Genomic DNA, 18,939 nt, shown 5'->3' with positions numbered 1-18,939 from the left:
AACTCTCCATAAAAATTTATGATGTTTGATTAGCTCATAATACTAAATAGTGTTTGTAACATTTAAGTTACTGTTTTTTTGGAATTAACGTTGACATATTGTCATTCAGTTTTCAATGTTCATTTAAAGCAATTACATTTATTAATTATATCAATAATCTTTATATTATGTCAAGAACTTTTTTAAATTTTATTTTATTCAAAAATTCTTCTGTTCAAAACTTAATTGATTATTTCAACAAATAACATCTTATATTGTCTTGCAAAGTTTTTCAATAGTCAAAATTACACTTTCTTAACATTAATTTAATGAAATTAATTTCTGAAACAAGAAAGTTTACATTCGTTTTTGACGACTTTTATATAATAGCAAGTTTGCAAAGGTACGTCAATCATTTTCGCATCATAATAATGGCTAAATTTTCACCTCTAATGTATTGTTTTGAATTAAGAGTATAATTTACATAATTTTTATCATTATTTTGTCGATGGATTTATTATAAATACTAGTGTATATGATTTTCGCGCTTAATAAATCATTTAAGGTGTGTTTATTTATCGCTTATAGCTAGTTTTAATAAAAGAAGCAATGGTTTAGTACCATTGCTTCTTTTACTTCTATTCTACTATTCTTCTTTATCTTTGCATTCTTTACAAATACCATATATTTCCATACGGTGATGTGTTACGTCGAACTCTGTGATGTGCTGTGCAAGTTGTTCAACTTCATCAAGTTGAGGATAATGAAAGTCTACAATCTTGCCACATTTCTCACAGATAACGTGATAATGATTATGAGTATTAAAATCAAATCGACTTGATGCATCTCCATATGTTAACTCTTTAACTATGCCAATACTTTTAAACACTCTTAAATTATTATATATAGTCGCAACACTAATATTTGGAAAATCAGGTGAAAGTGCTTGATAAATTTCATCCGCAGTTGGATGTGAATGAGATGCAATGAGATAACGAATGATGGCTTGACGTTGTGGTGTGATTCTTACACCAGCTCTTCTTAGGGCTGCAATTGACTCTTCTAACTCATGATCAATAGACTCTAATTCTGCACTCATTTGATTCACCACTTTCTACTTAATAATAATTATTACTTGATATTAATATAACCGTTTCGAAAGTGTGATGTCAATAAGTACGAACGATTTCCATTAATAACCTTTATATAAATCGACTCTATTCTCAATTACATCATTTTTATTGAGAAAATCATCCAAATTCCTCTCAAATAGTTTTGTAGCATCACTTTTTATATTTTTGTCATTTCCTGTTATATGTGCTGTAATCGTCACATTATCTAATTTATATAATTCATTGTTTGCATCTAATGGTTCATTTTCAAATACATCTAAATATGCATGGCGAATTAAGTTATGACTTAATACTTTTATGAGTATTTTCTCCTCAACAATTGTTCCTCTACCTACATTAATAAATAAACATTTATCATCCATAATTTTGAAATGTCTCTCTGACAATAAATGATATGTTTCTTGAGTTTCAGGTAATGTATTAATAATAATATCAGCTTTATTTAAATGTGATTCTAAATCTTCTATTGTATAAATATTATCGAAACCATCTTTATGATGACCGGATTTACTTATACCGATTATTTCCAATTCAAACGGTTTGAGTAATTTGACGGTTTGTTGAGCTAACGATCCTGTTCCTAGTATTAATACTTTTTCATCGCTCAATCGTTTACCAGTTAGTTTAGAATCATAAACTTTATTTACTTGATTAACATATGATGTACGCATTTTCTTATAGTCATCAAGTATGAAGGATAAAACAAATTCTGAAACTTGTTTAGCCTGTATTCCCCTAGTATTAGTTAAAATAATATTTCTTTCTTTAATAACTTCTAATGGTAGATTATTAACACCTGTAGCATACCAGGAGATCCATTTTAAGTTTGGACAGGCATTAATAAAGTTCTTATCAACGCCACTATCATAGCCAATCAATATCTCTAATTCATCTTTAAGTTCTGTCGGTATATCTACTGCATTCTTGAAAAAGTAAAATTCTAAATCCGGGTAGTTGTTTATAAGTGAAGCTTCTATTTCTCCTAATCGCTTTAAACTAACTATTTTCATTGATTTCACCCCAAAATTTGATTTAGTTCTTCAATTTGTGTTTTTACTTTAACCTTTTCAATGACATCGATGATAACGCCATCCTCATCAATAATAAATGTTGTGCGAACAATACCCATAGATTCTTTACCAAATGATTTTTTCAATTGATAGACACCTATTGCTTTAGATAATTGAAAATCCTCATCAACTAATAAATCAAAATTAAGATTATGTTTTGCAATAAAATTTTGATGTTTTTTCTTAGTATCACCACTGACTCCATATATTTGAACATTCAAGCCATTAAATTGTTCTAAGTTGTCTCTAAAGTCACATGCTTCTGTTGTACAAGTTGGAGTGTTATCACGTGGATAAAAATAAATAATTGTTTTACTTCCTTTTATTGTCTCATTGGTAATCCATTCACCATTCTGATTTTCTAATTTAAAATTTGGAAATTTTTGACCTTTTTTGAGCATTATATCACCTATTTCTTAATTATATTAATTATATGATACGATAGTAAGGAATAATATTAAAATAAGAGAGGTTGAAATAAGATGAAATTCACTGAGAGTGAACGTCTACAACAATTGTCAAATGAATATATTTTGGGTGGCGTTAATTCACCATCACGCTCTTATAAAGCGGTTGGTGGAGGTGCTCCTGTTGTAATGCGCGAAGGACACGGCGCATACTTGTATGATGTTGATGGCAATAAATTTATTGATTATTTACAAGCATATGGTCCTATTATCACAGGTCATGCTCATCCTCATATAACTAAAGCTATTCAAGATCAAGCAGCTAAAGGTGTACTCTATGGCACGCCAACAGAATTAGAAATTGAATTTAGTAAAAAATTACGAGAAGCTATTCCGTCACTAGAAAAAATACGATTCGTAAACTCTGGAACTGAAGCAGTTATGACAACGATTCGTGTTGCGAGAGCTTATACAAAGAGAAATAAAATTATTAAATTTGCAGGTTCCTATCACGGTCATTCTGATTTAGTATTAGTAGCTGCTGGTAGTGGTCCATCACAATTAGGATCTCCTGACTCTGCAGGTGTTCCAGAAAGTGTCGCTAAAGAAGTAATTACAGTACCGTTTAATGATATTGAATCATATAAAGAAGCTATGGAGCATTGGGGAGACGAAGTAGCTGCTGTGCTAGTTGAGCCAATTGTTGGTAATTTTGGTATGGTTGAACCACAACCAGGTTTCTTAGAAAAAGTTAATGAAATTACTCACGATTATGGTGCGTTGGTGATTTATGATGAAGTTATTACTGCATTCCGCTTCCATTATGGTGCAGCCCAAGATCTATTAAATGTATATCCAGACTTAACTGCATTCGGAAAAATAATTGGGGGCGGCCTTCCAATTGGTGGCTATGGTGGCCGACAAGATATCATGGAACACGTTGCCCCATTAGGTCCGGCTTACCAAGCTGGAACGATGGCAGGTAATCCACTTTCTATGAGAGCAGGTATCGCATTACTAGAAGTACTAGAACAAAAAGGTGTCTATGAAAGATTAGATCAATTAGGAAAACGACTTGAAGATGGTCTATTAGAGCTAATTGATAAATATAATATTACAGCAACTATTAATAGAGTATATGGCTCTTTAACACTTTACTTCACAGATGAAAAAATCACACATTATGAGCAAGTTGAGAATTCAGATGGAGAGGCATTTGCTAAGTTCTTTAAATTAATGTTGAACCAAGGTATTAATTTAGCTCCATCAAAATTTGAAGCATGGTTCTTAACTACAGAGCATACTGAAGAAGACATTGATGAAACACTCAAAGCTGCTGATTATGCGTTTAGCCAAATGAAATAGCAAATTTATAACCTACAATAAAGGAACGTAAATTATAACGTTGCCCTTATTGTAGGTTTTTTTAATCAAAACAAAAACTTGTATCTATTCAGTCTTCAAGTGTATACTAGTTTAAAATATTATTATAAAAATATATTTAAAGGAGCGTTATAGTTGAGGCTAGGAGCTCGTATACTTAAGACTGGTATTGCAATTATTCTTGCTTTGTTTATAGCGTCTTTCTTACCTGATAATGTCGGTTTAAAATCTGTAGCAGGAATTAGTGCGATTGTTGCTATGCAACCTAATATCTACCGTTCTATTAAAACTATTTCAGAACAAGCTACAGGTAATGTCATTGGTGCTTTATTAGCAGTCATAATGGTAACAATATTTGGGAAAAATATCGTTATTATGGGTGTTACTGTCATTCTATTAATTGCTATCTTATATAAATTAAATTTAGCTCACGTTGCTACATTAGCTGGCGTAACAGCGCTTATTATAATGGGACAACATACTGGGTCATTCTATGTCACTGCAGCATTTAGGTTTATACTAGTAATGATTGGTGTTGTCAGCGCTTCTGTAGTTAACTTAATATTTTTACCACCCAAATTTGAAACTAAGATATATCACAACTCAGTGAATATTGCTTCTGATATTTTCATTTGGTTTAAACTCGTATTAAATGACGCATCCGATTATCATCAGATAAAAGAAGATGGAGAACAAATTGAATCACATATATCAAAACTTGAACAGATTTTTAATTACTATAATGAAGAAAAAGCATTAACTAGAAAGGCTGCCTTCCAACAAAATAGAAAGAAAATTTTATTTAAAGAAGTTGTAGGCACTACAAGACAAGCTTATGAAGTACTAAATCGTATGGCTAGATATCAGAATGATCTTCACAATCTAAATTACAATTTAATTTTCCAGATTAAATTAGAATTAGATTCATTAACAGCCTACCACGAACAAATTTTAAAAAGCTTGTCGAAAAAAGCTCGTTACAATGTGGAACATTTTGATAATCAAATCATGAATCCTCAAAAGAAAGACCTAATGGATGCTTTTCAACAGCAGTTAATTCAAAACCCTTATCAAGTAGAATATTCATATTCAAATATCATGCAAATTATTGCTACAATAGAAGAATATCGTTATTATTTAGAACATCTAGATCGATTAAGATTAAGCTTCTTCACTTATCACCGCAATGACACTGATATAGATATTGCTGATGAGGATTTTGATTTATAACAAAAAATGGGGTTACGAAGCTTGTAAAATTTTCTTTATGAAATTCTCTTTGCTGACCCCCGACCACTCCGGCAAGGTTGACTAGAATTAAAAAGGATTGTTACAAGTGCATTTTTAGCCAGTCAACTACTGCCAATATATATTTGGAGCCTGAGGCATTGAATTATGCCACAGGCTCATTTTTTTACTATAAATTTTGTATGCTATATAAATGCTCATAAGCACCTTGTTTTTCAATCAACTCTTTATGCGTTCCTGTTTCTACTATTTCACCATTTTGCATTACAATTATTTTATCTGCATGTGTAATTGTTGATAGTCTATGTGCAACAATGAGTGTAGTTCTGTCTTTACTTAATACATCTAATGCTTCCTGTATAATTGCTTCACTTTCTAAATCTAATGCTGATGTGGCTTCATCTAAAATTAAAATTGGTGGATTATTTAAAAAGATTCTTGCAATTGAAAGACGTTGTTTTTGACCACCAGATAATTTAACGCCTCGCTCCCCTACTTCGGTATCATAGCCATCATGAAGATTCATTATAAATTCATGCGCGTTTGCCATTTTAGCCGCTTCAATAACTTCTTCCTCAGTAGCATCTGGGCGACCTAGTAAGATATTTTCTCTCACTGTATCTGAGAAAAGAATATTATCTTGTTGGACTAGACCAATTTGATTTCTTAAACTACCAGTAAGAAAGTCTCTAACATTATGATCATCAATTAATATTTCACCTTCAGACACATCATAGAAGCGAGGTATCAAGTTAATTAAGGTTGACTTACCACCACCACTCATACCAACAAAAGCTACAGTATCCCCTTTATTAATATTAAGATTTATATCTTTTAGTATAGTTGATTCATCTTCATTGTATTTAAAACTTACATTCTTCAACTCAATATGCCCTTGTTTAATTTCAATAGGTTGAGCGCCAATACCATTTTTTATATCGTAATCTTCATCCATCAATTGGAATACCCTATCCATAGATGCAAAACTTTGAGTTAGTGTTGTAAAGGAAGAAACCAATCTTCTCAGTGGTCCGAATAATTGTTCCAAGTATCCTACAAATGCAGCAAGTGTACCAACAGTGATTGAACCATTAATGGCTAAATAGGCACCGAAGCCAATTACGATTATTGGTCCTAAATCTGTCACAGTATTAATTGCTGCAAATGAGTAGGCATTCCATGACGTATGTTGAAATGCTCGATTTAAGAAATGTTGGTTTTTATGATCAAAGTTTTTAGCTTCATTATCTTCTATCGCAAAACTTTTAATTACAGACATACCTTGTACACGTTCATGTAAAAAGCCCTGTACTTCAGCTAAAGCTTGCGAACGTTTACGAGTTAATTTTCTTAAACGACCGAAGAAGAAATACACTGTCAAAATATAGAATGGAAAGATGAATATAGCTGCGAAAGTTAACTTAACATCTAGGAAAAACATGATAGATAGTGCAATGACAATTGTTATACAATCTAACCATATGTTCATTAAACCGGTTAAAATAAAATCTTTAGTTTGTTCTACATCATTTATCACTCTTGAAATAACTTGCCCTACCTGATTGTTCGCATAAAATCTAGCACTTAAAGCTTGCAAATGATTATATAATTGTTTTCGAATATCATATAAAATCTTGTTACTCGTCCATTGTGCAAGATATTGACGTAAGTATTCGATTGGTGGTCTCACAATTAAGAATATAAATAAAGCTATGCCGATAGCTACACTTAGATGTTGAAATTTTTCATTCGTAGAAAGTGCACTATTATTAATAACGCCATCAATTGCATATTTGATAAGTAAAGGAATTAACATAGGAATGCCGAATTTTATAATCCCGATAATTATCGTCGCTATTATACGATATTTGTAAGGTTTAACAAATTCTAAATAGCGTCGTATCATACTAGTCCCCCCTATAATTTTCAATTCAATTTTTTAGAAAATTAATAGAGGTTGAAACTTTCAATTGCAAACAATCTCCTTTTGCAACTTTAAGTAAATTCAACCTCTGCTTATAATTACTCAAGTACTATAAAACATATATGTAGCAATTACATCTTTTATGCTTAGTAATTTCGAATTTTTTTGTAACGCTCTTTCCAAACTTTTATAAAATCAGGGGCGAACGGACCTTTCTTTTGTTCTATCCACTGCTGTAAAATATCTACATTACGGCGTAAAATAACATCGATATCGTGTGGATAATTCATCTGATTCATATGTTGTTCATACTCATCTTCATCTAGCAAATGATATTTACCATTAGGATAAACTTTAATGTCTAAATCATAATCGATATATTTCAAAGCTTCTTCATCACAAACGAATGGTGATGAAAGATTACAATAGTAATAAATGCCATCTTCTCTAAACATACAAATAACGTTAAACCAGAATTCTGAGTGAAAATAAACGATTGCCGGTTCTCGAGTAATCCACGTGCGACCATCACTTTCAGTAACTAAAGTATGATCATTTCCACCGATAATAACATGATCTGTTCCTTTTAAAATCGTCGTTTCAGACCATACTCTATGAATATTACCATCGTGTTTGTAACTTTGAATTTTTATATTTTCGCCTTCTTTAGGTATGGATTCTTTTACCATACTCCACACCACCCTTTTAGTAATTTTCGCACTTTAGATTATATCATAATTTTAATTAAGTCTTTAAAGATGCGTTACTATTTTTAATATAGCCTTCAAAAATCACCTATAAATTTATGTTTTTAACCATTTATATATTTATATATTTTATCCATTGATACAGGTAATGTATATTCATCACGGCGATTTAAATTCATCCACTCAAGTTTATAGTCTTCCATCATTTTTTTAGAAAGAGATACTGTCTCAATTACACTATATACTCTAATATCCCAAGTCATATGAGTGAATTGATGTTTTAGCTTAAACACTATTTCCTCAGCTATCGATAGTGACATTCCTAATTTATTCTCTAATTGTTCCAATGCATTTGGTGCTTCAAACATAGGAAATTGCCACATACCATTTAACAATCGCTCTTGTCGTTGCTCAATTAAATACTCCCCTTTTGCATTTCTAACTAAAAACACATGTTGCTGAATCGTTTTCTTCTTTATGTTTTTAGTTTTTACTGGTAAATCTAGCACAGTCCCTTCTTTGAAAGCACTGCAGTTGTCTTGAACAGGACAGAATAAGCACAACGGATTCTTAGGTGTGCAAACTAATGCTCCTAATTCCATCATTGCTTGATTGAAAGTACCAGATTGATGATAAACATAGGGCTGTAATTCTTTTTCATATGCCTTTCGTGTTGATTGCAATTTAATATCTCGTTGATCATTATTTAATCTAGACCATACTCGAAAGACATTACCATCAACGGTTGCTAAAGGTTTATTAAACGCTATACTCAATACAGCTGCTTGTGTATATGGACCAACGCCTTTAAGTTTTCCAAATTGATCTGGTGTTGAAGGAACGACGCCATTGTATTCAGATGCCACTTCTTTTACAGCAGTATGAAAGTTACGTGCACGGCTATAATAACCTAAACCTTCCCAATATTTAAGCACTTCATCTTCATTTGCCTGACTCAAGTCTTCTATAGTCGGAAAACGGCTAATAAACTTATGATAGTAGTCAATAACGGTTTTAACTTGTGTTTGTTGAAGCATAACCTCACTTAACCAAATATAATATGGATTAGAAGTCTCACGCCAAGGCATTTCTCTTTGATTTTCATTAAACCACTGTATTAATCTTTTTTTAAATGTAGATTCATTTAACATACTTAAATCCTTTCCAATCTCATTATTTATTTCATCTAATCGGTTTATAGCAAACTAATAGTATTTTAATAAGTTTCTTAATTTCGTTATTTCAATTTTTAGATTATAATATATATTAAATTAACATGAAAAGAGTGAATGTTATGGATACAGCCACGCATATAGCAATAGGTGTTGGATTAACTGCTCTAGCTAGTCAAGATCCAGCTATGGCAAATACTATGGCAGCTACTGCTACAACCTTAATTGCCGGATCGTTAATTCCAGATGGTGACACCGTTTTAAAATTGAAAAATAACGCCACATATATTTCACACCATCGTGGTATCACTCATTCTATACCATTTACAATTTTGTGGCCTATACTGATCACATTTATTATTTATGTTTTATTCCCAGGAGTAGATACAACGCATATATGGTTATGGGCACAGTTAGCAGTGTTTTTACATGTGTTTGTTGATATATTTAATTCTTATGGTACTCAAGCTTTGCGTCCACTCACAAACAAGTGGATTCAATTAAGTGTTATTAATACATTCGATCCAATCATATTTATTATACTTTGTGTAGGGATTGTCGTTTGGTTATTCGGTGTACATCCATTCATAGTATTCTTTCCAATTATTGGTATACTCATCATTTATTATATTATTCGTTTCAAAATGCAGAGTATCATTAAAAAGCAAGCATTAAGCCAGATTAAAGCACAGCATAATCCTGTTAAAATATTTGTGGCACCTACGATGAAATTCATGGAATGGCGCGTTGCTATTCAAACTGAAGAACATGATTATGTTGGAAGAGCATTTGGTCGAAATGTTGTCTTTAGTGATAAAGTTAAACGACAGAAATTTTCTCCAGACACTTTACTCTGGCAGATTAAAAGTAATAAAGACATTAGAACATTTTTGAACTTCTCATCAATTTATCGATGGCAAACTCGTAAGCTGGATGACGACACTACAGAAGTTCGTCTAATAGATTTACGCTATTTAAATAAAGGGCATTATAGTTTTGCTGCAATAGCACATGTCGATAATGATAACAATATAGATCACTCATATATAGGATGGGTTTTCACTGAAGAAAAATTACAAAAAAAATTATATTCTAAATAATTTTTAAAAAGAGTGAACCAGAACCATAAACTACACTATGATTCTGATTCACTCTTTTATTTATTTTTTGTCGCAATTATATTAGAGGAATATTTATATTTTGAATGTGCTACATATCTCATAAGCATAAAATTAATTGCTCCAATCGTTACTATTATTAAAATGAAATAGATATGATATGAAATATTATACATATTCACTACGCCATAAATCGTAGAAGTCGCTAATCCATCAATTAAATAAAACAGAGGATTTAACTTTAACAATTGAATCATTAAATTCTCATTTGCAGAAGGAATAAAAATAATAGGTACTATAAAAAAGTTTATAACTACAGCTAACCAGAATATCATAGTCATATTTTTATATATAGTATCTAACAATCCTAAAGTAACAGATATGAATATTATAAATAGAATCATCATTATATAAAATACAATAAATGCAATGAAAGATGCATCGAAATTCACTGGTTTAAACAATAAAGAAATAATTGATAATATACAACAAATAGAACTTCCGATAAGTGCGTTCGCAACTGTAGTTATCAATGGTGTTGATTGGAACGACTTAGTTATTAAATAATCTTGACTATACTCTTTAAAAGATTTAAAAATTGTCGCAAACATTGTCACAAATGTAATCAAAGCAACAATTCTATATAACCATCTAGCTTTACTAATATCTTCAATCTCGATAAACGACAGCGTAATTAGTGCTATTAATACTAAGACAAGTTCAACAATGAAGAGAAATGCAAACCATTTCCAAGTATCTATTATACGTTGCTTAGTAAACTTTATTAGTGAAGGGAAAAGTTTTATATATAATAAAATGTTATCTATCATTTTTACACCTACAATTCAATGTATATCCACTTACTATTTTTCATATCTGCGATTAAATATCCATCACCTGACTTAACTATCCATAAATCTTGATTAATATGATATTTATCTTTAAGTTCATCTTTATTAATTATTGGAAAAACAAATCCTGTTAATTTATCTTGATCATTAAATAACATTTCTACTGGTTGTTGCGTTACTCCTACAACATATCTAGAATCCTTATCGGGAACAAGTGTTTTTTTAACTCGATCATGTTTTTTATGTAAATGGCTATTATAATAATCTACAAAATTACTATAATTTGATTTCATATATGGAGATAATTTTTTAAATGAATGCGACTCATATAAAGCTGCTGGGTTAAAATATTGTAATTTATGTTTTTCTACAACATAATCTTGATTATCGATATTAACACGATATTTTTTTGAATTTTCACCTGTTATTGTTAAAAATGCGTATTTAGGAACTTTTGTATTAGAATCACCATTTAACGTTATCGAGTCGTCTAATACGATTCCATATGCCAATTTTTCCTCAAATGGGTCTTTATTTTCAACTTTCTTTTGAGCTTCAATTATAGGAACATCAAAGCGCCCAATGTTGTTAATGACTAATGCTCCAACGATGGCCAAACAAATCAAGCTTGCAATCAAAATTGTCCAAAACCTCACGACAAAATCAGGAACTTTCGCATGTCTATATCTTTCTACTCTTTTAAAGTTATAACTCATTTCAGGGAGTCGACTACGACTTTCTTTCCAATCTAAATCAAAATTTTGCTGTTCTTCATCATTTCCTATACTCATTCGATCTTGCTCATGTTCTTTAAACACAGGTAAAACTTGATTTAGTGAACCTTCCATCCTTAATTGCCCATGTGAAATCCATGCTACATAATTACTTACTTTTTCAACTTTTTCAATATCATTATCGATGAATACTAACGAATTATTATCGTTAACATAGTCTTTCGATAATTGTTTTGCTTTTTCTAAAAAGTCTTCATCAAGATGTTCAATGATATGGTTCAAAATAATCAATTCTTTTCGACATACACGTGCAATGCTTAATATTAATTGTGCAAAATCAGAGTGACTAAGCATATTTATATTAAACGTAGACTTATCATCTAAATGTGCAAATTTGATAATTTGATCAACACTGTGTGATGTTGTTTCGTAAGAAAATAATCTTTGAATTTCTTTTACATATTGTCGCACTGTTATATGTATTAAATGTTTGTCTTTTATATCACCATAATAAGTAGAGACCGATTTATTAATTTTACCTCTATCAGGTTTAATATCACCAGCCATTATCCTACCTAATAAAGTTTTAGAAGCCCCCAGCTCGCCAATAATAGCTAAAGCCTCACCTTGATATATATGTAGTGAAATATTGTTTAATTCTATGTCTTCTGCGGCATAACCAAATGGTAAATACCACTTTCTATTTTTCTTACTTCTATAATAATGCGTGACATTGAGCATTTTTAAGACTATTGAACTTCCCATTCATGTTACATCCTTCTAAATTTTTAATAAAGCGAGTGGCAATCCTTCTTCAGGGGTCTTACTATTAATTCTATATCCCCATGCAAATACACCTTTTAATCGTTCGACTTTGAAGTATTGGTCGCTTCCATCATTAAGTTTATACATTCTACCAAGCACTACCTTAGTACGATCGACTAAGTAACTTTCAGCAATGATGACTTTACTTTGATATACATCGTACTCATTCATGATGCCATTCATTTCAGCTTTACGCATTTTTTCTTTATATGTTTGTATTTCATGTCTTAATTCTTGCTCAGACATTTCACTTAGCTTTTTATCATTCATCTGAAATACCACTTTCTTCTAATTTTGATTTAATTTTATCATATTTATATCCTTTTCTCATAAGTGACTCTATCGTCTTCATTACTAATTGTTGTCCGTCATACTTACGTCTTTGTTTTGTATATACTTTTTCAAGATCTTTTTGCAATAAATCATCTAATATATTTTCATCTTGTTCAAAATTTAATTCAGCTATTGCTTGTTGTGCAACATCCATAGAATATCCTTTTTGTATCAGACTTTGAAGTACCTTCTGACGTATTTTAATTTCAGGGCCTTTTTTAGTTTTCATAATTTTTTTGGCAACTTCGATTACCGCTTCAAATGATTGCTCTTCTTCGTAAATCGGAACATATGTATTTATAATATTAGGTTCAATTCCAACTTGATATAATTTCTGTCTATAAATTTCAGGACCTTTGTCAGTAGTGTTTATCATCGTATTCTTTAAGCTTTCAGCATAATCTTCATGGTTAATATACGATTCTTTGTAACAATAATCTATAACTTGTTGGATTGCTATGTCACTTATTTCATTTTGTTGCAAATGTTGTCGCACTTCTTTTTCAGTTCTTTTTTTATATGATAAGTATTGAATTGCCATATTAATACCTAAACGATAATGCTCATACTTTTGAATATTCTCCATATCTGATGGCTCAAGAATTTGACCTTTTTTTAAATTGAACTTTACAAGTGTATCGATATCTATTCCCATTTCAAATACTTCATCCAAGAATAGATTAAATCGTTCTTTGTTATTCTTTTGTACTTCTATTTTCGTAATTTTAGTCATACACCCACCACCTTCACTTATAAATATGTCCTCTATTAACTCATTCAGTTTAAAATATTCTAACAATCATTATTTTATATCACTTATCGCATTACACAAAATGTTTTACCTATATAAAAAGTCCTCATAAAGTTCATTTATATTATGACTACTTTATGAAGACTAAATTATAATTACGAAATTTGTATATACGCATGCAAAACAAATCAATAGTTATTTAGTTGACTTAATGCCTCTTGATATTGGCTATCAGATATATATTCTTGTTGTTTCATTTTTTCAAGGTTTGTTTTAATTCTATTTTTAAAGTTATCAGACATATTACTTATATCATAAACACTAGGTGCATTGACCTTACTAGCTAATATCGCACTTTGTAATACTGTAATTTGAGACATACTATCACTATTTTTATTTACTGTAGTACCAAAATAGTAATTGGCGGCACTTTCGATTGTATATTGATCGCTACCGTAATAAATGTTATTTAAATAAAAACTCAATATTTCATTTTTACTATATTGTTGTTCTACTTTATGTGCTACAAACAATTCTTTTAATTTTCTAGTGAAAGAACGTTCATTATCATAATAATAATTTTTCACAGTTTGTTGCGTAATTGTACTTCCACCTTGAACATCTCTATCCCCTATCGTTGAAAACAATGCTCGTGTTGTACGTTTTACATCAAAACCGTGGTGTTTATAAAAACGTTCATCTTCCATTGAAATAAATGCACCTTTTACATAATCAGGCATATTATCTGCAGATACATAACTGCTTTTATTTTCAATAGTTTTAAGGTCATCAACATTTGCTCTAGAAGATAAGTAATACATTAATCCGATAAACAATGCAAATATGATGATAAATATAATAAACAGACGTAAAAATATGCGTTTACTCTTTTTCTTTTTAGGTGGTTTACCTACAGGTTGATAATACGTATTGTAATGTGGTTCATTACGGTATTGTGAATGTCTCTCAGGCGAGTTGTTCATTCTTTGGCTTCTTTTCATGCGGTAGCTCCTTTACTTAAACTCACTCTATATTTGAGAGTTTAACAGTAGTTCTTATAATAAGCCATACTTAAAGCGAAAAATCGGTCCCGGGGTGTATGAGAATATATGACTATGAGACCAATATCTGAAGTTAAGTCATTAAATTACTATAACTAAATTTTTGAAAGCAAAAAAGAACCGAGAAAAGACATATTAAAGTCTCTCCTCAGTTCATTAAATATTGCGAATTTATAAAATTGACTTATAAGATTATATCGAATAATATTCAAGCTTTACATCAACAAGATTTATGCTTGAAGTTGTTTAACAATTTCTCTGTTAAAATCATCTAAGTCATCTGGTGTACGACTAGTTACGATATTTTTATCAACTACAACTGATTCGTCTACTACGTTTGCACCAGCATTTGATAAATCTTTACGTACATTAAGTACAGCTGTTAGCGTACGTCCATTTAAATCATCAGTATCAATTAAAATTTGAGGTCCGTGGCAAATTGCAAATGCTGGAACATCATTTTTAGTGAAGTATTTAGCAAACGTACCATATCGACCTTCTGCATCTCCGCGAAGATGGTCTGGTGAGAATCCACCTGGAATTAGAAGTCCATCATAATTTTCTGGTTTAGCATCAGCAATACTTACGTCTACAGTAACTTTTTCACCATGCTTACCTACTACTTCAGCATTTGCAGTATCACCAATGATTTCTGTTTCAAAACCAGCTTCTTCAATTGCTTCTTTAGGGCTAGTTAATTCAATATCTTCAAATTCATTTGATAAGATAATTGCTACTTTTTTAGTCATGTATTAATCACCTTTCTTGTTCGAATTATATTTATTATATAGACGAAATAGAAGGCTATTAAACATAGTTGAACTTAAACGGCTATTATTTAGTTAGACACTTGCTTTACTTTTTCTTCTAATTGATCTAGTAAGCCAATCCATTCATCAATGTCTTCAACACTTACTTCATCAGGATTAACATGATCAATATCTTCTAAGAATTTTGATAATCTCGTTTTAATTTGTTCCATTGTTTGTTGTTCATTCATAAATGTTTCTCCTTTTTTATATGAGTTTATTTAACAATACGTTAATTTTATCCTAACAGAATTTGACAAAAAGGGATATAATCTTAATAATGTTTACTGTACTTTTGCAACGAATAGAGGAATTTTTTTAGTTTAGGAGTAATAAATATGTGGATGACAAATCAGAAAAAACCCATTTCAATTTCAAATGATCCTTGGGAAGCTTATAACGATATTGAAGACTACGGACAGTTGACGTTGAGTAATATAGAATTTACAACCACAACGCTATGTAATATGAGATGTAGCCATTGTGCAGTAGGTTATACATTACAAACAAAAGATCCGGATGCATTACCTATGGATATTATTTATCGTCGTTTAGATGAAATACCTCAATTAAGAACAATGTCAATCACAGGCGGAGAACCAATGTTCTCAAAGAAATCAATTAAAAATATCGTTAAACCCCTATTAAAATACGCGAAAGATCGAGGTATTTATGTTCAAATGAATTCTAATTTAACATTGCCTCAAGATCGTTATTTAGATATCGCGGAATACATAGATGTTATGCACATTTCACATAATTGGGGAACTATACAAGAATTTACTGATGTTGGCTTTGGCGCCATGAAAAAACAACCACCTTTAAAAGCAAAATTAAAATTATATGAACAGATGTTAGATAATGCGAGCACCCTTTCAAGTCAAGGTATGTTTGTTTCAGCTGAAACGATGTTAAATCAGAGTACTTTACCTTACTTAGATAAAATTCATAAAGAAATCGTTAATGATATGAAATGCAATCGTCATGAAGTTCATCCTATGTACCCAGCGGATTTCGCAAGTCAATTAAATGTGCTTTCTCTAAAAGAAATGAAACAAGCAATTCATCATTTATTAGATATTCGAGATGAGAATGTATGGATGCTGTTTGGTACGTTACCTATCTATCCATGTATTAATGACGAAAATGATCAAGCACTATTACAACGCTTAAGAGATGCAAAAAATGTGACAACACGAAATGATCCAGATGGACGAAGTCGCTTAAATGTAAATGTGTTTAGCGGAGATGTCATTGTAACAGACTTTGGAGATGAAAATGGTACCATCTCAAATATAAAAACAGACAAATTGACTGATGTATTTAATAAATGGCTCACTTCAGATTTAGCAAAATCTTTAAATTGTCATTGTGAGGCATTTCATTGTTTAGGCCCTAATGTTTTAGTGAAAAACATGTATTATCCAAACACTGATTTCAAACAGAAAGAAATAGAAATGCACACAGAAAATATTTTTAGTTAAGCATCCATAATTCACATATATCTATAAACTAAGCACCACATAAAGTAAGTTTTAGAATAACATTATGTGGTGCTTAGTTCTGTTTTATGAGAATTATAATATATTAGTTCCAGCGTTTAACTTGTCCGTGATTTATAATTCTTCAATATGTTGTGCATTCGATAAAAATTCAATCGTATTTTTACTTTCTTCTCTTCTATCTTTTCTACGCTGTACACGCTTAGGCGCACTTTCATAGAACCATTTTTCAACTTTTGATTCTGGATAGACATCTGGTACTTGGACTGGCTTACCATTATCATCTAATGCAACAAAAGTTAAGAAACTTAAGGCTGCTAAATGTCTTTCTTTATTTAATACATCCTCAATAATTATTTGAACACAAACTTCCATTGAACTTGTACCTGCATAACTAACCATCGCTTCATAAGAAGTAATATCTCCTGTTTTGATTGGTCTCAAAAAATCTACAGAATCAGTTGATGCTGTAACTACTTGGGCATTAGCATGTTTCATTGCAGTAATGGCTGCAATTTCATCTATGTTAGCCATCAATGATCCACCAAACATTGTGTGGTGATGATTGGTGTCTTGAGGAAATACTTGTTTAGCTTTATAACTTTTTGATTCAGACATTGATTTACGAATACCTTGAGAATTTGACATGCGTTATACCCCTTTTATTTTAATTTCTATTTTTATTGAGCCCAATTGCCGTTTTTAAACACTAATTCTTTAGTGTCATCCTGTTTAATTCCATAAATCGTTAAATCTGCACTTCCTATCATGAAGTCAACATGGACATTTGAATCATTAAGACCACTGGCAATTTTTTCTTCAGTCGTCATTTCAGTACCACCTTCAACATTAAAGCCATATGCCGAACCAATGGCTAAATGACATGATGCGTTTTCATCAAATAACGTGTTGTAGAAAATAGTATTACGATTTGAAATTGGAGAATCATCAGGTACTAAAGCGACTTCTCCTAGTCGCTTAGAACCCTCATCAGTATTGATCAAATCTCTAAGCACATCTTCGCCTTTGTCTGCTTTGAAATCTACGATTTGTCCATCTTTAAACGTTAATGTAAAGCCATCAATGATTGTACCATTATAGCTTAATGGCAATTTATTTGTTACATATCCATTAACGTTGTTACGATCAGGAGCTGTAAAAACTTCTTCAGTTGGTAAATTAGCTATAAAAGCTTGTTGATTGCCATTAACATAGCTCGTAGCATCTTCCCAAATATGTCCTTTTGGAAGTCCTACAACTAAGTCTGTTCCTTTGGATTGATAATGTAACGCTTTATAATTTTTTTCTTGCATCAATTTAGCATGTACACTTAAGTTTTCTATATGCTTTTTCCAATTTTCAATAGGATCGTTCCCGTCAATTCTTACGATATCAAACACTTCATCAATAAACTTTTCTAATGCAATTTCTTCATCTAAATCTGGATAAACACGTCTAGCCCAATCTTTAGAAGGAAAAGCAGCAACAACCCATGGAAACTGATTCTTCTGACTTCCTTCCATATATCCTTTGAATGCTTGACTATAACTCATTTGATTGGCTTTGAGTTTTTCAGGGTCTATACCATTTAGCAAGTTTGGATCACCACTAAGTAAAGCTAAATTTGCAGCGCCACGATTAGCATAATCCATTCGTTCATCTACTTCATACGATTTAACTGCCTGATTTTCAAAGTAATCTACTGATTCATACTCAAATTTAAGTCTATTTAATTTAGAATCTGAATAATTTACTTTTACGTCTGATGCTCCAGCTTTATATGATTCTTCAACTATTAAACGTGTTAAATCGATGGCATCAACTGAAGATCTAATAAAAACAGGTTGTTTAGGTTGTACATTCATACCTATTTTAACTAATAATTCTGCATACTGTTGTAATTTCTCGTTATAACTTAATGAAGTCATATCA

19 protein-coding genes are annotated in these 18,939 nt (G+C 31.0%); 4 read left to right on the top strand and 15 right to left on the bottom strand.

Features of this window, described 5'->3' with window-relative positions; genetic code table 11:
• Window positions 1-625 precede the first annotated feature (625 nt).
• From perR to bcp, 3 genes are all read right to left on the bottom strand, one after another.
• On the bottom strand, window positions 626-1,078 hold the full coding sequence (perR, locus tag SBL15_RS10545; protein ID WP_011275403.1) for a peroxide-responsive transcriptional repressor PerR: 453 nt from the start codon (window positions 1,076-1,078) through the stop codon (window positions 626-628).
• Window positions 1,079-1,171: 93 nt separating this feature from the next.
• Window positions 1,172-2,122, bottom strand: coding sequence for an NAD(P)-dependent oxidoreductase (locus SBL15_RS10540; RefSeq protein ID WP_317955931.1), 951 nt, complete (start codon window positions 2,120-2,122; stop codon window positions 1,172-1,174).
• Between the two features lie 5 nt (window positions 2,123-2,127).
• Window positions 2,128-2,583: a thioredoxin-dependent thiol peroxidase gene (gene bcp, locus SBL15_RS10535; protein ID WP_037537928.1), complete on the bottom strand. Its 456-nt coding sequence runs from the start codon at window positions 2,581-2,583 to the stop codon at window positions 2,128-2,130.
• Between the two features lie 81 nt (window positions 2,584-2,664).
• On the opposite strand from bcp, the gene SBL15_RS10530 reads away from it, so the two are divergent.
• Complete coding sequence (locus SBL15_RS10530) at window positions 2,665-3,954, top strand: glutamate-1-semialdehyde 2,1-aminomutase (RefSeq protein WP_107612151.1); 1,290 nt, start codon at window positions 2,665-2,667, stop codon at window positions 3,952-3,954.
• 153 nt (window positions 3,955-4,107) lie between these two features.
• On the top strand, window positions 4,108-5,202 hold the full coding sequence (locus SBL15_RS10525; RefSeq protein WP_317955929.1) for an aromatic acid exporter family protein: 1,095 nt from the start codon (window positions 4,108-4,110) through the stop codon (window positions 5,200-5,202).
• 187 nt (window positions 5,203-5,389) lie between these two features.
• Here the strand turns inward: SBL15_RS10525 and SBL15_RS10520 are convergent, their stop codons facing one another.
• The 3 genes from SBL15_RS10520 to mutY all read right to left on the bottom strand — a co-directional run bounded on the left by SBL15_RS10520 (window position 5,390) and on the right by mutY (window position 9,002).
• Entirely contained in the window at window positions 5,390-7,126 is a 1,737-nt protein-coding gene (locus tag SBL15_RS10520) for an ABC transporter ATP-binding protein (protein WP_107612153.1), read from the bottom strand.
• 164 nt (window positions 7,127-7,290) lie between these two features.
• The gene (locus SBL15_RS10515) at window positions 7,291-7,833 is read right to left on the bottom strand and encodes a DUF402 domain-containing protein (RefSeq protein WP_011275396.1); all 543 of its coding nucleotides are present in this window, start codon (window positions 7,831-7,833) and stop codon (window positions 7,291-7,293) included.
• Between the two features lie 122 nt (window positions 7,834-7,955).
• The gene (mutY, locus tag SBL15_RS10510; protein WP_107612154.1) at window positions 7,956-9,002 is read right to left on the bottom strand and encodes an A/G-specific adenine glycosylase; all 1,047 of its coding nucleotides are present in this window, start codon (window positions 9,000-9,002) and stop codon (window positions 7,956-7,958) included.
• Window positions 9,003-9,145: 143 nt separating this feature from the next.
• Here mutY and SBL15_RS10505 point away from each other — a divergent pair, with 143 nt between their 5' ends.
• A complete protein-coding gene (locus SBL15_RS10505) occupies window positions 9,146-10,123 on the top strand; it encodes a metal-dependent hydrolase (protein WP_016931354.1) in 978 nt (325 codons plus the stop codon).
• 56 nt (window positions 10,124-10,179) lie between these two features.
• Here SBL15_RS10505 and SBL15_RS10500 read toward each other — a convergent pair whose 3' ends face one another.
• The 7 genes from SBL15_RS10500 to SBL15_RS10470 all read right to left on the bottom strand — a co-directional run bounded on the left by SBL15_RS10500 (window position 10,180) and on the right by SBL15_RS10470 (window position 15,696).
• Entirely contained in the window at window positions 10,180-10,971 is a 792-nt protein-coding gene (locus SBL15_RS10500) for a teichoic acid transporter (RefSeq protein WP_107612155.1), read from the bottom strand.
• Window positions 10,972-10,979: 8 nt separating this feature from the next.
• Complete coding sequence (locus tag SBL15_RS10495; RefSeq protein ID WP_107612156.1) at window positions 10,980-12,491, bottom strand: ATP-binding cassette domain-containing protein; 1,512 nt, start codon at window positions 12,489-12,491, stop codon at window positions 10,980-10,982.
• A 15-nt stretch (window positions 12,492-12,506) separates the two neighbouring features.
• Window positions 12,507-12,821: a YfhH family protein gene (locus tag SBL15_RS10490; protein WP_053017412.1), complete on the bottom strand. Its 315-nt coding sequence runs from the start codon at window positions 12,819-12,821 to the stop codon at window positions 12,507-12,509.
• Window positions 12,814-13,617: a recombination regulator RecX gene (gene recX, locus SBL15_RS10485; RefSeq protein WP_037537945.1), complete on the bottom strand. Its 804-nt coding sequence runs from the start codon at window positions 13,615-13,617 to the stop codon at window positions 12,814-12,816. The genes SBL15_RS10490 and recX overlap by 8 nt, the downstream gene beginning before the upstream one ends.
• 206 nt (window positions 13,618-13,823) lie before the next feature.
• Complete coding sequence (gene sgtB, locus SBL15_RS10480; RefSeq protein ID WP_107612157.1) at window positions 13,824-14,636, bottom strand: monofunctional peptidoglycan glycosyltransferase SgtB; 813 nt, start codon at window positions 14,634-14,636, stop codon at window positions 13,824-13,826.
• 290 nt (window positions 14,637-14,926) lie between these two features.
• Window positions 14,927-15,445, bottom strand: a complete 519-nt coding sequence (locus SBL15_RS10475; RefSeq protein ID WP_053041859.1) for a type 1 glutamine amidotransferase domain-containing protein — start codon at window positions 15,443-15,445, stop codon at window positions 14,927-14,929.
• A gap of 89 nt (window positions 15,446-15,534) precedes the next feature.
• Window positions 15,535-15,696: an SE1561 family protein gene (locus SBL15_RS10470; protein WP_011275386.1), complete on the bottom strand. Its 162-nt coding sequence runs from the start codon at window positions 15,694-15,696 to the stop codon at window positions 15,535-15,537.
• A gap of 153 nt (window positions 15,697-15,849) precedes the next feature.
• On the opposite strand from SBL15_RS10470, the gene yfkAB reads away from it, so the two are divergent.
• Window positions 15,850-16,989 (top strand): radical SAM/CxCxxxxC motif protein YfkAB, encoded by a 1,140-nt coding sequence (gene yfkAB, locus SBL15_RS10465; protein WP_182703535.1) that lies wholly within the window; start codon window positions 15,850-15,852, stop codon window positions 16,987-16,989.
• Window positions 16,990-17,121: 132 nt separating this feature from the next.
• Here the strand turns inward: yfkAB and SBL15_RS10460 are convergent, their stop codons facing one another.
• Window positions 17,122-17,655 carry an acyl-CoA thioesterase gene (locus tag SBL15_RS10460; protein ID WP_011275382.1) on the bottom strand — a complete coding sequence of 178 codons (534 nt, stop codon included), beginning with the start codon at window positions 17,653-17,655 and terminating at the stop codon, window positions 17,122-17,124.
• A 32-nt stretch (window positions 17,656-17,687) separates the two neighbouring features.
• Entirely contained in the window at window positions 17,688-18,935 is a 1,248-nt protein-coding gene (locus tag SBL15_RS10455) for an aminopeptidase (protein WP_107612159.1), read from the bottom strand.
• Window positions 18,936-18,939 lie beyond the last annotated feature (4 nt).

Source organism: Staphylococcus sp. NWU MKU2 (assembly GCF_033283605.1).
Classification (GTDB): Bacteria; Bacillota; Bacilli; order Staphylococcales; family Staphylococcaceae; genus Staphylococcus; species Staphylococcus haemolyticus.
Note: the sequence above shows the minus strand (reverse complement) of the source record. Positions and strands in the feature narration are given on the sequence as shown.

Bases quoted from the DNA above. Each gene is read 5' to 3' on its own strand.
- perR (WP_011275403.1), bottom strand. From the start codon at position 1,078: ATGAGTGCAGAATTAGAGTCTATTGATCATGAGTTAGAAGAGTCAATT.
- SBL15_RS10540 (WP_317955931.1), bottom strand. From the start codon at position 2,122: ATGAAAATAGTTAGTTTAAAGCGATTAGGAGAAATAGAAGCTTCACTT.
- bcp (WP_037537928.1), bottom strand. From the start codon at position 2,583: ATGCTCAAAAAAGGTCAAAAATTTCCAAATTTTAAATTAGAAAATCAG.
- SBL15_RS10530 (WP_107612151.1), top strand. From the start codon at position 2,665: ATGAAATTCACTGAGAGTGAACGTCTACAACAATTGTCAAATGAATAT.
- SBL15_RS10520 (WP_107612153.1), bottom strand. From the start codon at position 7,126: ATGATACGACGCTATTTAGAATTTGTTAAACCTTACAAATATCGTATA.
- SBL15_RS10515 (WP_011275396.1), bottom strand. From the start codon at position 7,833: ATGGTAAAAGAATCCATACCTAAAGAAGGCGAAAATATAAAAATTCAA.
- mutY (WP_107612154.1), bottom strand. From the start codon at position 9,002: ATGTTAAATGAATCTACATTTAAAAAAAGATTAATACAGTGGTTTAAT.
- SBL15_RS10505 (WP_016931354.1), top strand. From the start codon at position 9,146: ATGGATACAGCCACGCATATAGCAATAGGTGTTGGATTAACTGCTCTA.
- SBL15_RS10500 (WP_107612155.1), bottom strand. From the start codon at position 10,971: ATGATAGATAACATTTTATTATATATAAAACTTTTCCCTTCACTAATA.
- SBL15_RS10495 (WP_107612156.1), bottom strand. From the start codon at position 12,491: ATGGGAAGTTCAATAGTCTTAAAAATGCTCAATGTCACGCATTATTAT.
- SBL15_RS10490 (WP_053017412.1), bottom strand. From the start codon at position 12,821: ATGAATGATAAAAAGCTAAGTGAAATGTCTGAGCAAGAATTAAGACAT.
- recX (WP_037537945.1), bottom strand. From the start codon at position 13,617: ATGACTAAAATTACGAAAATAGAAGTACAAAAGAATAACAAAGAACGA.
- sgtB (WP_107612157.1), bottom strand. From the start codon at position 14,636: ATGAAAAGAAGCCAAAGAATGAACAACTCGCCTGAGAGACATTCACAA.
- SBL15_RS10475 (WP_053041859.1), bottom strand. From the start codon at position 15,445: ATGACTAAAAAAGTAGCAATTATCTTATCAAATGAATTTGAAGATATT.
- SBL15_RS10470 (WP_011275386.1), bottom strand. From the start codon at position 15,696: ATGAATGAACAACAAACAATGGAACAAATTAAAACGAGATTATCAAAA.
- yfkAB (WP_182703535.1), top strand. From the start codon at position 15,850: ATGACAAATCAGAAAAAACCCATTTCAATTTCAAATGATCCTTGGGAA.
- SBL15_RS10460 (WP_011275382.1), bottom strand. From the start codon at position 17,655: ATGTCAAATTCTCAAGGTATTCGTAAATCAATGTCTGAATCAAAAAGT.
- SBL15_RS10455 (WP_107612159.1), bottom strand. From the start codon at position 18,935: ATGACTTCATTAAGTTATAACGAGAAATTACAACAGTATGCAGAATTA.